16 protein-coding genes are annotated in these 15907 nt (G+C 64.5%); 9 read left to right on the forward strand and 7 right to left on the reverse strand.

The features are described from left to right. Positions 1-49: 49 nt before the first annotated feature. From QYH69_RS00605 to QYH69_RS00630, 6 genes are all read left to right on the forward strand, one after another. Positions 50-799 (forward strand): DUF2889 domain-containing protein, encoded by a 750-nt coding sequence (locus QYH69_RS00605; RefSeq protein WP_308830000.1) that lies wholly within the window; start codon positions 50-52, stop codon positions 797-799. Then, positions 796-1968 carry an ADP-forming succinate--CoA ligase subunit beta gene (gene sucC, locus QYH69_RS00610; protein ID WP_308830001.1) on the forward strand — a complete coding sequence of 391 codons (1173 nt, stop codon included), beginning with the start codon at positions 796-798 and terminating at the stop codon, positions 1966-1968. The genes QYH69_RS00605 and sucC overlap by 4 nt, the downstream gene beginning before the upstream one ends. 131 nt (positions 1969-2099) lie before the next feature. Continuing rightward, on the forward strand, positions 2100-2981 hold the full coding sequence (sucD, locus tag QYH69_RS00615; protein WP_308830002.1) for a succinate--CoA ligase subunit alpha: 882 nt from the start codon (positions 2100-2102) through the stop codon (positions 2979-2981). 254 nt (positions 2982-3235) lie between these two features. Further along, complete coding sequence (locus tag QYH69_RS00620; protein ID WP_308830003.1) at positions 3236-3949, forward strand: TerC family protein; 714 nt, start codon at positions 3236-3238, stop codon at positions 3947-3949. Between the two features lie 197 nt (positions 3950-4146). Continuing rightward, the gene (locus tag QYH69_RS00625; protein ID WP_374992330.1) at positions 4147-4779 is read left to right on the forward strand and encodes a pilin; all 633 of its coding nucleotides are present in this window, start codon (positions 4147-4149) and stop codon (positions 4777-4779) included. A gap of 121 nt (positions 4780-4900) precedes the next feature. Continuing rightward, a complete protein-coding gene (locus QYH69_RS00630; RefSeq protein WP_308830005.1) occupies positions 4901-6691 on the forward strand; it encodes a Wzy polymerase domain-containing protein in 1791 nt (596 codons plus the stop codon). Here the strand turns inward: QYH69_RS00630 and moaC are convergent, their stop codons facing one another. Beyond that, on the reverse strand, positions 6692-7171 hold the full coding sequence (gene moaC / locus QYH69_RS00635) for a cyclic pyranopterin monophosphate synthase MoaC (RefSeq protein WP_308830006.1): 480 nt from the start codon (positions 7169-7171) through the stop codon (positions 6692-6694). It lies immediately after the preceding gene. A 425-nt stretch (positions 7172-7596) separates the two neighbouring features. On the opposite strand from moaC, the gene QYH69_RS00640 reads away from it, so the two are divergent. Next, the gene (locus QYH69_RS00640; protein WP_308830007.1) at positions 7597-9276 is read left to right on the forward strand and encodes a M48 family metalloprotease; all 1680 of its coding nucleotides are present in this window, start codon (positions 7597-7599) and stop codon (positions 9274-9276) included. Between the two features lie 3 nt (positions 9277-9279). Here QYH69_RS00640 and QYH69_RS00645 read toward each other — a convergent pair whose 3' ends face one another. From QYH69_RS00645 to QYH69_RS00670, 6 genes are all read right to left on the reverse strand, one after another. Beyond that, positions 9280-9861 (reverse strand): DUF2946 family protein, encoded by a 582-nt coding sequence (locus QYH69_RS00645; protein WP_308830008.1) that lies wholly within the window; start codon positions 9859-9861, stop codon positions 9280-9282. A gap of 26 nt (positions 9862-9887) precedes the next feature. Further along, positions 9888-10931 carry a hydrolase gene (locus tag QYH69_RS00650; protein ID WP_308830009.1) on the reverse strand — a complete coding sequence of 348 codons (1044 nt, stop codon included), beginning with the start codon at positions 10929-10931 and terminating at the stop codon, positions 9888-9890. A gap of 40 nt (positions 10932-10971) precedes the next feature. Further along, positions 10972-11418: a nuclear transport factor 2 family protein gene (locus tag QYH69_RS00655; RefSeq protein WP_075155853.1), complete on the reverse strand. Its 447-nt coding sequence runs from the start codon at positions 11416-11418 to the stop codon at positions 10972-10974. 295 nt (positions 11419-11713) lie between these two features. Then, positions 11714-12739 (reverse strand): lipopolysaccharide heptosyltransferase II, encoded by a 1026-nt coding sequence (gene waaF / locus QYH69_RS00660; RefSeq protein WP_308830010.1) that lies wholly within the window; start codon positions 12737-12739, stop codon positions 11714-11716. A 287-nt stretch (positions 12740-13026) separates the two neighbouring features. Next, entirely contained in the window at positions 13027-13221 is a 195-nt protein-coding gene (locus QYH69_RS00665; RefSeq protein WP_075155855.1) for a zinc-finger domain-containing protein, read from the reverse strand. A gap of 93 nt (positions 13222-13314) precedes the next feature. Next, positions 13315-14238 carry a branched-chain amino acid transaminase gene (locus QYH69_RS00670; RefSeq protein WP_308830011.1) on the reverse strand — a complete coding sequence of 308 codons (924 nt, stop codon included), beginning with the start codon at positions 14236-14238 and terminating at the stop codon, positions 13315-13317. 291 nt (positions 14239-14529) lie between these two features. Between QYH69_RS00670 and QYH69_RS00675 the strand changes: the two genes are divergently transcribed. Continuing rightward, on the forward strand, positions 14530-15276 hold the full coding sequence (locus QYH69_RS00675; RefSeq protein ID WP_308830012.1) for an AzlC family ABC transporter permease: 747 nt from the start codon (positions 14530-14532) through the stop codon (positions 15274-15276). Then, complete coding sequence (locus QYH69_RS00680; RefSeq protein ID WP_308830013.1) at positions 15273-15596, forward strand: AzlD domain-containing protein; 324 nt, start codon at positions 15273-15275, stop codon at positions 15594-15596. Before QYH69_RS00675 ends, QYH69_RS00680 begins: the two co-directional genes overlap by 4 nt. The last annotated feature ends 311 nt before the right edge of the window (positions 15597-15907 follow it).

The raw sequence follows: 15907 nt of genomic DNA on the forward strand, positions 1-15907 counted from the left end.
AATATGCTAAAATCCGCTGGTTTCCAAATCCGGCCTCCTGTCCCCTCGCATGCCGCTTTCCCCGCCTGTGTCCCGTCAATTGCGCCATGCTCGCGCAATCCGAGCGGATGCCTTTGAGCGTGCGGATGGCTTGTGGGATATCGAGGCGTGCCTCACCGACGTCAAGCCGCGCGACACTGTGCTGGCGTCGGGCGTCCGGCCCAATGGCCTGCCGATCCATGAACTCTGGCTTCGCATCACGATCGATCGCAAGCTCAATGTCGTCGACGCGGAAGCGTCGTCGGCCTGGGTTCCGTATCCGGGTCTCTGCGAAGCATCGAATCCCGCCTACCGGGCCCTCATCGGGCTCAATCTCCTCGATAACTTCCGTCGTCACGCCGCGCGTCTGCTCGGCGGCACCGTTGGCTGCACGCATCTCACCGAGCTTTGCGCGGTCGTGCCGACCGCGGCGATCCAGGCATTTACCGGCGACGTGTGGAACACCGCGAACGGAAGCGCGCGGCAAAACGGCGGGGCAGGACAGGCAAGCGCCGACGCACACTCGAACGCGCCTGCAGGCGCCGACGCAAACGAAATTTCAAACGATAAACCGCCATTCCAGCTGGGTCGCTGCCATACGCTGCGATTCGACGGCGAGGCGGTGCGACAGTTCTATCCGCGCTGGTACGGCCATGTGCCGCGTTCGCTGCGGCCTCGCGAGGCGCAGGGCGCCGGCGCACCAGCTGCGCACACAGCTGCCGAGGAGACAGCCGGAAAAGAAGTTCTATCCAACTCTCAGACTGAAGGGAATCACGCATGAAGATTCACGAGTACCAGGGTAAAGAGATCCTGCGGAAATTCGGAGTCGCGGTACCGCGCGGCAAACCGGTGTTCTCGGTGGACGATGCGGTCAAGGCCGCTGCGGAACTGGGCGGTCCGGTGTGGGTCGTGAAGGCTCAGATCCATGCGGGCGGCCGCGGCAAGGGCGGTGGCGTGAAGGTCGCGAAGTCGCTCGAGCAGGTGCGCGAGTATTCGAACCAGATTCTCGGCATGCAGCTCGTCACGCACCAGACCGGTCCGGAAGGCCAGAAGGTCAACCGTCTGCTGATCGAAGAAGGCGCCGACATCAAGAAGGAACTGTATGTCGGTCTCGTGATCGATCGCGTATCGCAGAAGGTCGTCGTGATGGCGTCGAGCGAAGGCGGTATGGACATCGAAGAAGTCGCCGAGAAGCATCCCGAAGCGATCCACAAGGTGGCCGTGGATCCGTCGAAAGGGCTGCAGGACGCGGAAGCCGACGGTCTGGCGAAGAAGATCGGCGTGCCCGACGCGTCGATTCCGCAAGCGCGCGCCATTCTGCAAGGTCTGTACAAGGCGTTCTGGGAAACCGACGCATCGCTCGCCGAAATCAACCCGCTGATCCTGACCGGCGACGGCAAGGTGATTGCGCTCGACGCGAAGTTCAACTTCGATTCGAACGCGCTGTTCCGTCATCCGGAAATCGTTGCTTACCGCGATCTGGATGAAGAAGATCCGGCTGAAATCGAAGCGTCGAAGTTCGACCTCGCGTACATCTCGCTCGACGGCAATATCGGCTGTCTCGTGAACGGCGCGGGCCTTGCGATGGCGACGATGGACACCATCAAGCTGTTCGGCGGCGAGCCGGCGAACTTCCTCGACGTCGGCGGCGGCGCGACGACCGAGAAGGTCACCGAAGCGTTCAAGATCATGCTGAAGAACCCGAACCTGACGGCGATCCTCGTCAACATCTTCGGCGGCATCATGCGCTGCGACGTGATCGCGGAAGGCGTGATCGCGGCGTCGAAGGCGGTGTCGCTGAAGGTGCCGCTCGTCGTGCGCATGAAGGGCACGAACGAGGATCTCGGCAAGAAGATGCTTGCCGACTCGGGCCTGCCGATCATCTCGGCGGACAGCATGGAAGAGGCTGCGCAGAAGGTTGTCGCGGCGGCGTCGGGCAAGAAGGCTTAAGGCTACCGCGCTCATCACCGGATACGAATGGCGGCGCGAGTGCGCGGCGTAGCCGCACGGGGAAGTTCGCAACACCGCAACACCGTGTGCAGACGCAGGCGACGCGAAGCCAAACGAACAGAGGTCAATACATGTCGATTCTGATCAACAAAGACACGAAGGTCATCACGCAGGGCATCACCGGCAAGACCGGTCAGTTCCATACGCGCGCATGCCGTGAGTACGCAAACGGCCGCGAAGCATTCGTCGCGGGCGTGAACCCGAAGAAGGCCGGCGAAGACTTCGAAGGCATTCCGATCTACGCGAGCGTCAAGGAAGCGAAGGCCGAAACCGGCGCGACTGTGTCGGTCATCTACGTGCCGCCGGCAGGCGCCGCCGCGGCGATCTGGGAAGCGGTCGAAGCCGATCTCGATCTCGCGATCTGCATCACCGAAGGCATTCCGGTGCGCGACATGATCGAGGTCAAGGACCGCATGCGTCGCGAAAACCGCAAGACGCTGCTGCTCGGACCGAACTGCCCGGGCACGATCACGCCCGACGAACTGAAGATCGGCATCATGCCGGGCCACATTCACCGCAAGGGCCGCATCGGCGTCGTGTCGCGTTCGGGCACGCTGACGTACGAAGCAGTCGGTCAGCTGACGGCGCTGGGTCTCGGCCAGTCGTCGGCAGTCGGTATCGGCGGCGACCCGATCAACGGCCTCAAGCACATCGACGTCATGAAAATGTTCAACGACGACCCGGATACGGACGCCGTGATCATGATCGGTGAGATCGGCGGTCCGGACGAAGCGAACGCCGCGCACTGGATCAAGGACAACATGAAGAAGCCGGTGGTCGGCTTCATCGCCGGCGTGACGGCGCCTCCGGGCAAGCGCATGGGCCACGCAGGCGCGCTGATCTCGGGGGGTGCCGACACCGCCGAAGCAAAGCTCGAAATCATGGATGCCTGCGGCATCAAGGTGACGAAGAACCCGTCGGAAATGGCGCGTCTTCTGAAGTCGGTGCTGTAAGTCGCGCGGCTTCCTCGCAGCTTCCTGATTCGCCGCGTGAGGTTTGACTAGCCAGTTCGCCGTTTCACCTCACCGCGTTTCACCGCGCCGCGGTTAACCCTGAATGCGCCGGCGTACCTTCCAGGTACGCCGGCGTATTTTTTTGCTACTCTTACGGAATTCTTTCGTCAGTCACGCCTGTCACACGAAGCGAGAGAGCGCCGCTCCCTCGCTTTTTGTTGCCCGCCCTTGCCGCAACCTTTTATCCTGCTTTCATGCTCGATTTCCTCGCGACGCTCCATTGGGGCGCGGTTTTCCAGATCATCGTCATCGACATCCTGCTCGGCGGCGATAACGCCGTGGTGATCGCGCTCGCGTGCCGCAACCTGCCGCCGGCGCAACGCACGCGCGGCATCGTCTGGGGCACGCTCGGCGCGATCCTGCTGCGCGTCGTGCTGATTGCGTTCGCGGTTGCGCTGCTCGACGTGCCGCTGCTCAAATTCGCGGGCGGCCTGTTGTTGCTGTGGATCGGCGTGCGCCTGCTCGTGCCCGCTCACGACGCACACGCGAACATCAAGCCCGCCGACAAACTGCTCGCCGCGATCAAGACGATCATCGTCGCGGACGCCGTGATGAGCCTCGACAACGTGATCGCAATTGCCGGCGCGGCCGAACAGGCGGACCCGGAGCACCGTATCGCGCTCGTGATTTTCGGCCTCGCCGTGAGCATTCCGCTGATCGTCTGGGGCAGCCAGCTCGTGCTGCGATTGCTCGACCGCTATCCGGTGGTCATCACGCTCGGCGCCGCGCTGCTCGGCTGGATTGCGGGCGGGCTCATCATCAACGACCCGGCCGGCGACCGCTGGCCCGTTCTCGACACGCCGGCGGCCGAGTACGGCATGAGCCTCGCGTGCGCACTGTTCGTGGTGATCGCCGGTTATCTGATCAAACGCCGCAACGCGCGTCTCGCCGGCCACTCGTCGCATTAGCTGTTCGTCTCCGGCCGGTTGTCTCGGGCCGTTTGCGCCGGCGGCCCAGGCGTTCAAGGCGGCCACTCTACGGGAGTTTTCGCGCCGTGAACATATGCCGTTCGGCTGACTAGGTGAGCGCATCGCAACTCGCTACGATTTCACGCCTGTCCTGATGTCCGGGGCAGGCGTTTTCGTTTTGAGGAGTATTGCCGATGATCGCCGCTGTCACTGCCTATTCAATTGCTTCGCTGTCTTCGCTGTTTGCCCGCCGCCGCTTCGGTCCGCCTGACGGCCGATGGCAATGGACCTCAGGGCTCGCGCGTACCTGCTACGCGGCCTACGGCTTCACGTTGATCGAGCTGATGATCGTGCTGGCGATCGTCGGCGTGATCGCGTCGTACGCCATTCCCGCGTACCAGGACTATCTGGCGCGCAGCCGTGTCGGGGAGGGTTTGTCGCTGGCCGCGTCGGCGCGGCTCGCGGTCGCCGAGAACGCGTCGAGCGGCAACGCATTCGCAGGCGGCTATACGTCGCCGCCGGCCACGCGCAACGTGAAGTCGATCAACATCGACGACGACAGCGGGCAGATCACCGTGGCGTTCACCACGCGCGTCGCACCGGACGGAACCAATACACTCGTGCTCGTCCCGTCGGTGCCCGACAACGCGGACGCGCCGACCGCACGCGTTGGCCTCGCGAAAGGCGCCGCGCAGCCGGGCGCGTTGACGTGGGAATGCTTCGCCGGCGGCAAGAACGCATCGTCGCTGCCGGCCCCGGGCGCGGGACCGTTGCCTGCAGAGGCCGCGACGCTGCCATCGAATCTCGCTCCGCCCGAATGCCGCGCATGATGCACGGTTCTTGCAATAGCGCCATGGTTAGTTGATCCCATCGGCGTATTTCGGCACCACCGGCGCACAGCGGAAGGAAACTTTTGTATAGTGCGCCGGTTGCCGACGTCTTACATTGCTCATGCCCACGACTTTTGCACGCTATCTTTCGCTATTCCTGCTGGTCTGTGCGTTGATCCTGCCGTATGCGGTCGTCAACCATACATACCCGATCCCGACGTTCTACGCGGAATTCACTGCGCTCTCGCTGTACCTGCTGACCGGCGCGGCCGTCGCGCTGATGGTCTGGACCTCGCGCCCGCGCATCGCGTTCCGCTCGCCGGCGGTCGCGCTCGTGCCGCTCGGGTTCGGCATCGTGCTGCTCGCGCAGACGGGCGTGCTGCCGCTCGCGCAACCGTCGATGAACTGGCTCGGCGCGGGTTTCCTGCTCGCTGCGTTCATGGCCGTGCATATCGGCTACGGTTTCAATCGCGCGGAGCTTACCGGGACGGTGCTATGCGTCGGCGCCGGTGCGCTGATCGTCGGTGCCCTCTTTGCGGTGTTCTGCCAGTTGATCCAGCTGTTTCATCTCGAAGCGAAGGTCACGCCGCTCGTCGTTGCCTACAACATCGTGGTCGACCGCCGTCCGTTCGGGAACATGGCGCAGGCGAACCACCTGGCCACTTGCATCGCGTTCGGAATGGCAGGCGCGATGTTCCTCGTGCAGACGCGGCGTCTCAATGTGATCGTCTGGGCCGTGCTCGCTTCGTTCTTGTCGATGGGTCTTGCGCTGACCGTTTCGCGCGGCCCGTGGTTGCAAACGGGCGTGATTGTGGTCGCCGGGTGGTGGATGGCGTTTGCCGAGAAGCGCAGTCACCCCGAGCGTCGCCGCAGCGACCGCGAATGGCTGATTCCGTTTGCGCTCGCGTTGCTGTTCGTGCTCGTCAACGTCGTCGTGCGCTGGGCGAATGTCCGCTACCACCTCGACCTCGCCGTGTCGGCCGCGGATCGTTTCAGGGAAGCGGGGCAAATCGCGCCGCGTCTTGCGCTATGGAAATACGGATGGACGATGTTCAAGGGCCATCCCTGGCTTGGCGTCGGCTGGGGCGAGTTTCCGCGCTACCAGTTCGACTTCGTGCGGCAACTGGGTCACGTCGAGATCGCGAACAACTCGCACGACATCTTTATCGACCTGCTCGCGAAAACCGGTGTGATCGGCTTCGCGATCGTGCTGCTCGGCCTCTTTGCGTGGCTGGTCCGCGTGCTGCGCGCGCCGCACACCGCGGCGCGGGTATTCGGGCTCGCGATGATCGGCGTGCTGGTCATGCATGCCCTCGTCGAGTATCCGCAGCAGTACATGTTCTTTCTGCTGCCGTCGATGTTCATCTTCGGGCTGCTCGATACGAAGCCGTTACCGTGGGTGCCGGCACGTGTATCGCTCGCCGTCTATTCGATCGTCGTGTTCTTTGGTCTCGCGGCGCTCTATCCGGTGCTGCGCGACTATAACCGCGCGGAAGTGCTGTACTACGGCTCGCACCCGGCCGAGGAGTACGAGGCGCACCCATCGATCCTGTTCGGCGCATGGGGCGAGTATGGAATGGCGACGCTGTTGCCGATGAACAGCGTGAACCTGCCGTACAAGCTCGAGATGCACAAGCAGGCTATCGCGCTGCTGCCGGGCGAAACCGTGTTGCGCCGCTACGCGGTGCTGCAGGCACTGAACGGCGACCTGCCGGGCGCGTTCGATACCGTCGAGCGTCTGAAGCTGTTCGCGGAAGAGCTCAACGACTGGCCGTCGCAGCTCGCTTCGCTGTATAGCCTTTGCGACGAACAGAAGACGCTCGCGGCCTTCAAGGCCGACCTCGTGAAGAAGTACGGCACCCCGCCGAAAGACACGAATCAGGACGACGACGGTGATGACGAAGACGGCTGATCAAGCCGGGGCGACCCAATCGCCCGATTTGCCGCCGTGCTTCTCCATCACGCGCACATCGGTGATGGTCATGCCGCGGTCCACCGCCTTGCACATGTCGTAGACCGTCAGCAACCCGACTTGCACGGCGGTCAGCGCCTCCATCTCGACGCCGGTCCGTCCGCGCGTCTCGACTTGCGCGGTGCAATGCACGCCGGGCAGCGTGTCGTCGAGTTCGAAATCCACCGTTACTCGCGTCAAGGCCAGCGGGTGACACAGCGGAATCAGGTCCGCCGTGCGTTTCGCGCCCTGAATCGCGGCAATCCGCGCGACGCCGATCACATCGCCTTTTTTCGCATTGCCGCCGCGAATCAGCGCGAACGTATCGGGCAGCATCTTGATCGACCCGCGCGCGATCGCAACGCGCTGGGTCTCCTCTTTACCGCCGACGTCGACCATATGCGCCTGCCCGGCCGCGTCGAAATGGGTAAGTTCAGGCATGGGTGTACTCCGCTCCTCTTGCTATCAGATAGGCGCCGGCGATCGCCGCGCCACGTGCAGTGACGACAGCATCAGCAGCATCGTCAGAAACGCCGGAAACCGCATTGTGCCGCCCACTGAATTGCGTCTTCGCGCCGCGCGCTAGAATTTGACCATATGCGGCCTGTCTTCGCACGGTCGCCATGGGGTGGGCGACTGGTTAGAATCGTACGAGACCGGCTACCCGATGCGTCAGTGAACGAGCAGTCCGGACGCGCGATCAAAAGTCGTAGTCAACCCGCAGTCGAAACTCGTAGTCGAACGCAAACCCGAAACGCAAACCCGAAACACAAATTCGAAACGCGCAGTCAAACGAACACGCCGCGGGCCGAGATCTTCGTCCCGCTCCTTCAACCACGCGAACCGCGCGAACCGCGCACCACGCAATGCGTTCGAAACGGATTCTTGCCGCGTTGTTATCCGTCGCGCTTGCTGCACCGCAGCCCTTGCTTGCGCAAGCCGCGAGCGCGAGTTTGCCGCTCGAATCCGGTCCTCTCGAACAGTATGCGTCGCCCGATCTGCCGCCCGACATCGCGCAAGGCATATTCGGCACCTATGGCGGCGCGCAATCGCGATTCTCGGGCAACGTGGGCGGCAACGCGAGTTTGCGCGCGCCGCTCTCGACGCAGCAATTGCCCGACCTTGGCGACGGCTCGGGCGGCTCGCTCACGCCTCAGGCCGAGCGCAAGCTCGGCGAGCGCGTGATGCGCGAAGTGCGCCGCGATCCCGACTATATCGGCGACTGGCTCGTACGCGACTACCTGAATTCGGTGTCCCGGAAACTCGCGGCCGCGGCCAGTGCGCAATACATCGGCGGATATCGTCCGGACTTCGATCTTTTCGCGATGCGCGACCCGCAGATCAATGCGTTCTCGCTGCCGGGCGGCTTCATCGGCGTGAACACCGGGCTTATCGTCGCGACGCAGACCGAATCGGAACTCGCCGGCGTGATCGGCCACGAAATGGGTCACGTACTGCAACGGCATATCGCGCGAATGATCAGCGCCAGCGAAAAGAGCACTTATGCGGCGCTCGTGGGCACGCTGTTCGGCGTGCTGGCCGGCGTGCTCGCGCACAGCGGCGACCTCGGCACCGCGATCGCGCTCGGCGGCCAGGCGTACGCCGTCGACAACCAGCTGCGCTTTTCGCGAGCGGCCGAGCATGAGGCCGACCGCATCGGCTTTCAACTGATGTCGGGTGCCGGCTACGATCCATACGGCATGGTGTCGTTCTTCGAACGGCTCGATCGCGCGTCGATGAGCGATGCGGGCGCGCCTGCCTATGCGCGCACACACCCGCTGACCGGCGAGCGGATCGCCGATATGTCCGACCGCGCGCGCCGCTCGCCGTACCGGCAGCCGCACCAGGCGGCCGAATACGGCTTCGTGCGTGCGCGCTCGCGCGTGTTGCAGGACCGCTCGCGCAGCGAATACGCGGACGAAATCGTGCGGATGCGCTCGGAAATCGAAGATCGCACGGCGCTGAACGTCGCCGCGAACTGGTACGGCATGGCCTGCGCGCAGACACTGCTCGAGCGCTACGACGATGCCGACGCGTCGCTCGCGAAAGCGCGTCAGGCGTTCGAGTCGGGCGCCCGCAGCGAAGGCAGCGCCGTGCGCAGTTCGCCGAGCCTCGACGTGCTCGCAGCCGACATTGCACGCCGCGCCGGCCGCAACGACGATGCGCTGCGTCTCGCGCAGCTCGCTCAGGACCGCTGGCCTCAATCGCATGCAGCGATCGAGATGCATTTGCGCACGTTGCTGACCGCGCGGCGCTTCAAGGAGGCGCAAGCGCAGGCGCAGCGCGAAACCGACGCCGATCCGCAGCAGCCGGCGTGGTGGCTTTATCTCGCGCAGGCGAGCGCCGGCTCCGGCGATGCACTGACGCAGCATCGGGCGCTCGCGGAGCAGTTCGCGCTCGAGGGCGCGTGGCCTTCGGCGATCCGGCAACTGAAGGAAGCGCGCGACATCAAGACGGCCGGCTATTACGATCTATCGACGATCGACGCGCGCCTGCATGAATTCGAAGCGCGCTACAAGGAAGAGCGCGAAGACGAGAAGAGCTGATCGCTAGGCGGCGCGCGCAGCCGGGCTGGCTACAAACCCGAAGCGCGTCTCGACCTCCGCCCGCGCCACCGGCTGCAATGGCAATGCCTGCCCATCGCGCCAAACGAAGCGGCCGGCGAGCCCGTCTGCGGATAGTTCGGCATGCTCGGAAAAGAGATCGAGATCGTGATCGTGCAGCGCGGCCACACGACGCGGCGCCGACGCATCGTCGACAAACAGCACGCCGCCTTCATCGTCGATGAAAACCGCGCCTGGCGAAAATGGCTGCCCCGTATGATCGGTGAGCGTCAGCGCGCCGCTCTCGTTATCGACAGCGAGGCGCACGATCCACGGCGTATAAACGAGCTCGACATACACGCGCTGTGGCCCGTTCTGAAAAAACCACTGCCCCGCCTGATCGCTTTCGTAGTTGCGGTTGATAAAGCCGATCAACGCGGCATGCCGGATCGGCTCGCCGAGCGCGCCGCGCGCCTGTGCGGCTTCGTCGCGCATCCGCCACGTACCGCGCCGGTCGAGCAGCAGCCAGCCCGTGCAATGCGGCACATTCGGCCACTTGGCCAGCGCCTGTTTGACGATTTCATCCATGGTGCGTGGCGTGGCGTTGTCGTGAACTAGGCGACGAGCGGCGCGAAATAACCGAAGATCCGTCGCGACAACCAGTCGATCTTGCCGGGGAACGGCCCGGTCATAAAGCCGACGTGGCCGCCGTGCGCGGGCTGGTCGAGCTCGACCGCGCCCGATACCTCGCGCGGCGACGGCAGCACCGCGCTGGGCAGGAACGGATCGTTGCGCGCATTGAGTACCAGCGTCGGCACCGTGATTTCGCTGAGCCACGGCCGCGTCGCGGCGCGCGTCCAGTAATCGTCGGCATTGCGAAAGCCGTGCAGCGGCGCCGTGACGAGGTCGTCGAACTCGTACATCGTGCGGCTTTCGAGCACCGCGTTCAGATCGTAGATGCCCGGATATTGCGCGAGTTTGCGCTCGGCTTTCTGCTTGAGCGTCTTCAGGAAGTTGCGCGTGTATACCATGCCGAAGCCCTGCGACAGCGCGCGTCCGCCCGCATGCACATCGAGCGGCGCGGAAATCGCCGCGGCGGCCGCGACCAGCGACGCGTCCTCGCGCCGCTCGCCGAGCCAGCGCAGCAGCACGCTGCCGCCCAGCGACACGCCCGCGACGACGATCGGCCCCGGATGAACGTCGGCGAGCCGCCGCAACACCCAATCGACTTCGTCGCTGTCGGCAAGGTGATAAAAGCGCGGCAGCAGGTTGAGCGGCCCGCTGCAACTGCGAAAGTGCGGCACCACCGCGTGCCAGCCGCGCCGGTGCGCGGCATCGGTCAGCGCGAGCGCATAGTGCGACGTCGAACTGCCTTCGAGCCCATGAAACAGCACGAAAAGCGGTGCGTCGCCGGGTGGCGTGCGGTGGGCATCGTGAACGAGCCAGTCGACGTCGATAAAGTCGCCGTCCGGCGTATCCCAGCGCTCGCGGCGGTAGTTCACCGCCGGGCGGCGCCCGAACAGCGCCGGGACAATGGTCTGCGCGTGGCTGCTCGGCAGCCACAGCGGCGCGCGGTAGAGCAGGTCGACCGTCGCCTCGACCGCCGCCGCGGCGCGGTCTCGCGTGGTGCGAGCGTGGTTGTCGTGCGTCGTGCTCATTTCTTCCGATACCGGCTGACGGCAGGCGCGCGGCCGCCGCCTAATGCAGCGGCCCCTGACCGTGCCTCATTTTGGCAGCGAACTGGCTGGCCGTTTCGTTCGGCATCGCACTCGCGTGGATATGCGCAATGCGCCATTCACCACGTTCGTGGACCATCACGTAGGTCGTAAAGACCATTGACGGCATGGCTGCCGGGTTGGCGGGCCGGTGCGCTTCGGCAATCGCATAGACGACGGTGCCGAGACTGTCGTATACGCGAATGTCGAGCGGCTCGATCGAGACGGGCTGCGCCTCGAGCTGCGCGGTCAGCCCCGCGCGGATGCTTTCGAGCCCATGCAGATGCGAGCCGTCCGCGCAGATGCAGGTGACGAACTCCTCGTCGATCCATAGGCCCATCAGGCTCTCGATGTTGACTTCCGCGACCGCCTCGTAAAAGGCGTTGAGGGTATCCGCAGCGGCTTCGAAGATGTGGGCGAAACGTGGCATGGCTCGTCAGTCTGTTAGGCGCGGCGTGCGCGGTTGCAGGTCATACGGGCATCGACGGGCCGCAGTCGTCACACCGGTGTGGGCCCACGCGGACAATGACAACCGCGAGAATGCCCGCGCCGCAAGACGCGCACATGACGTGCCGTTCGTGCGGTCCGGCAGCCCAGCAGCCCAGCAGCCCAGCAGCCCCCGCAGCCTCGCGGACATCACTGCTGCCGCATGCGTGGTTGCGTGCGCAGTCAGGTGCGCTGTTGTTACGTACGTTGACACGGCCATCCCGCCGTTTGCGCGTTTTTTACCGTTGCGCGATCAACATACCGCGTAAATCGTCGAATACCTGTTCTGCGCTCAGTTGCCGCAGACAATTCAGATGGCCGAGCGGACATTCGCGTTCGAAGCACGGACTACATTCGAGATGCAGCCATTGTACCTTTGCGAGGTCCGACAGGGGCGGCGTGTGGCGCGGATCAGTCGATCCGAACACGGCGACGAGCGGCCGGCGCAGTGCCGCGGCCACGTGCATGAGGCCGGAATCGTTCGTGACGACCGCATTGGCGCGCGAGATCAGCGCGCATGCCTCGCCGAGCGCGGTCTGGCCGCACAGGTTGCGCACGTTCGGCGCGCGATCGGCAATGGCCTGGGCGATCGGCGCGTCTTTCGGCGAGCCGAGCGCGACGATCTGCGTGTACGGGAACGACTGTCCGACCATCTGCGCGAGCGCCGCGAAATGTTCGGGCGGCCAGCGCTTCGCGGGGCCGTACTCGGCGCCGGGGCAGAACACGAGCAGCGGTACGCGCGTATCGAGATTGAAGCGCGCCGACACGCGCGACGCCTCGTTCAGGTCCGCGTCGAGGCGCGGCACGGGCAGGTCGTCGGGCACCTTCGCGCCGGGCGCATAGGCAAGCGCCGCATAGTGGCCGACCATCGGCGGGCGTTCGTCCTTGCGCGGATTCGCGTGACGCACGTTCAAGAGGCCATAGCGGCTCTCGCCCGTATAGCCGATGCGCAGCGGTATGCTAGCCAGCCACGGCACGAGCGCCGACTTCAGCGAGTTCGGCAGCACGTAGGCGGCGTCGTAGCCGACGTCGCGCAGGTCGCTTGCGAGTTGCCAGCGGCGCAGCATTTGCAGCTTGCCGTGCGCGAGGTCGGTCGTATAGACGTCGCGGATTTCCGGCATCCGCTCGAGCACGGGTGCAACCCAGGCCGGCGCGACCGCGTCGATCACGAGGCGCGGGTGGAGTTTCACGAGGCGCGCAAAAAGCGGCTGCGCCATCAATGCGTCACCGATCCAGTTCGGTGCGATAACCAACGCGCGACGCATCAGGATAATTGTCCGATGTCGAAAGGAATCGCCGCGCGAAACGCGTGCGGCGTTCGGGTTATGAGTCTGAAAGATGCGCTGAAAGATGCACCGGAAGACGCGCTGAAAGATGCGTTCAACGATGCGCTGAAACAGGCATCGACAGCGAGGTCGACGGCGGCGTCGAAAACAGGCGCCGGGATACACGCACGCGCAATATGCGCAATACGCGCAAGCACGCGCTCAGGCTCGACGCTCGCACCGTTGCCGCGGTGCGAGGCCCGGCCTGTTCCCCGCCGGCGCTCGCTTCAGTGGCCTTTGACCACTTCGCCGTCGCGCAGCTTGTAGCGCGTGCCGCAATACGGGCAGCGCGCTTCGCCGTGCGTGACATCGATAAACACGCGCGGGTGCATGCTCCAGCGCGGCATTGCCGGATTCGGGCAGTAAGCGGGCAGATCTTTTGCCGACAGTTCGACCAGCGGCATTTCCTTGATTTCGCTCATGGGACTTTCTCATCTATGCGGGGTGCCGGGCGCCGGGTCGGCTTCGTAAAGCGCAGGGCGGCGCCCGCTCAGGTTTGCGCTTGAACAGGCTTATCAGATTTTCGTGAGCCAGTGCGCGTACTTCGCGCTCCTGCCGTTCACGATATCGAAGAACGCCGACTGCAGCTTCTCGGTGATCGGGCCGCGCGTGCCGGCACCGATCGTGCGGTTGTCGAGTTCGCGGATCGGCGTGACTTCGGCGGCCGTGCCGGTGAAGAACGCTTCGTCGCACGTATAGACTTCGTCGCGCGTAATGCGCTTTTCGATCACTTCGATGCCCGCCTCGCGCGCCAGCGTGATGACCGTATCGCGCGTGATGCCGTCGAGGCACGACGACAGATCGGGCGTGTACAGCTTGCCGTTGTTGACGAGGAAGAAGTTCTCGCCCGAGCCTTCCGACACGTAGCCGTCGACGTCGAGCAGCAGCGCTTCGTCGTAACCGTCGGCCGTGGCTTCCTGGTTCGCGAGGATCGAGTTCACGTACCAGCCCGATGCTTTCGCGCGGACCATCGACACGTTCACGTGGTGACGCGTAAACGACGACGTTTTCACGCGGATGCCCTTCGTCATGCCGTCTTCGCCGAGGTACGCGCCCCACGGCCATGCGGCGATCGCGACATGGATGGTATTGCCGCGCGCGGACACGCCGAGCTTTTCCGAGCCGACCCAGACGATCGGGCGCAGGTAGCACGATTCGAGCTTGTTCTCGCGCACCACTTCACGTTGCGCGGCCGAGATCGTTTCCTGATCGAACGGCACGTCCATCTGGAAGATCTTCGCCGAATTGAAGAGCCGCTTCGTGTGCTCTTTCAGGCGGAAGATCGAGGTGCCGCCGTCGGCCGTCTTATAGGCGCGTACGCCTTCGAATACGCCCATGCCGTAGTGCAGCGTGTGGGTAAGCACATGGATTTTGGCGTCGCGCCAGTCGATGAGCTTGCCATCCATCCAGATCTTGCCGTCGCGGTCGGCCATTGACATACGATTCTCCAGGGCGGTGCTGTAGCGAGTGATTCGAAATAATGCAGTTGCGGGAGCCTGGCCTGCGGGCCAGTTGCGAAATGGGCTGATCGCAATCCCTGCGAGGCGGTGAAGACCGCTATTTTAGCGTCTTTTGCACGCGGACCGGGATTTCCGAGCAGAGCGGACGCTATAATTCCGCGCACGCATAACATGAATTCTTATCCGTCATCGGGTTGCAACGCGGGTTGCAAGGTCCCGGTAGCGCTTTTTTGCCGATGCGCCGCAAGGCGCGCCGGCGCCTTCCTCCTGATGCTCGCTCGCCTGTCCGAACCCGATCGCCGCGCCTTTCACGAAGGTCTGCGCACCTATTCCCCGACCTTGATGGCGATCTTCTCGTGGGGGCTCGTAACCGGCATCGCGATGAGCAAATCGGTGATGACGATGCCGCAGGCGCTCGGCATGTCGCTGCTGGTCTATGCGGGCTCGTCGCAGCTGGCGGTGCTGCCGTTGCTTGCCGCGAAGCTGCCGATCTGGACCGTGCTGCTGACCGCGGCAATGGTCAACACGCGTTTCGTCATTTTCAGTGCGGGGCTCGCGCCGCATTTCGCGTATCTGCCGTTGTGGCGGCGGCTGCTCGTCGGCTACTTCAACGGCGACATCATCTACCTGCTGTTCCAGAAGAAGGCGTTCGCAACCGGCTATGTGCCGGGCAAGGAGCCGTTCTTCTGGGGCATGGCCGTCGCGAGCTGGGTGTCGTGGCAGGTGTCGTCGATCATCGGCATCCTGCTCGCGAGCCTGTTTCCGGACAACTGGGGCTTGAGCCTTGCCGGCACGCTCGCGCTGATCCCGATCATGGTGTCGGCGATCGCGAACCGTTCGACGCTCGCGGCTGTCGCGGTCGCGGGCGTCGTGTCGCTGATCGCGTTCGATCTGCCGTACCGCCTCGCGCTGCCGATCGCCGTCATCGCGGCGATCGCCGCAGGCAGCGCGACCGATCTGATGGTCGAGCGCGCGGACTTGCGCCGTGTGCGCAACCGCGCCGGAGACGCGCCATGACCGCCACGCAGATCTGGCTGACGATACTCGGCATGACGTTGGTCACGGCGTTGACGCGTGCACTGTTCCTGATCGGCGGCGAGCGCACCGTGCTGCCCGAGCGCGTGCAGCGGATGCTGCGCTACGCGCCGGCGGCGGCGTTGATCGCCGTCGTGCTGCCCGACGTGCTCGTGACGGACGACGGCGTGTCGTTCGCGCTGACGAATCACGATTTGTACGCGACGCTCGCGGGGTTGCTCTGGTATTTGCTGCGTCGCAGCATGGTCGAGACGATCATGGTCGGCATGCTCGTTTTTACGGCATTGCGGCTGTTGTTGTAGGCGCTCGGCGCGCATGCAGGCCGGACCGGCCGGGCAGGCGAAAGGTGGCCGAAACACAATTGTGCGGAGTTCGCATGCAGGGTAGGGGCCTCGTTTCCCGAATATTGTCAATCAGCGAGGGGCGGATCGAAACGGGGAGGGTATCGGTTAAAATGGCAGTCCCGGTGGACCCGCCAGCACCCGCAGGCAGCCCGCAACCCGGCCGCTGCTTGCGACACAGCAGGGCCGCAGCACGCACCGCGACCGTCTTCCATCAACGATCCCGGCGTTCTTGCCGCTGCTCTGATTGGCTGCAGCGTCCGCCAACCGCC

The sequence above is a fragment of the Paraburkholderia sp. SARCC-3016 genome (assembly GCF_031119615.1).
In the GTDB taxonomy this organism is placed as follows: domain Bacteria; phylum Pseudomonadota; class Gammaproteobacteria; order Burkholderiales; family Burkholderiaceae; genus Paraburkholderia.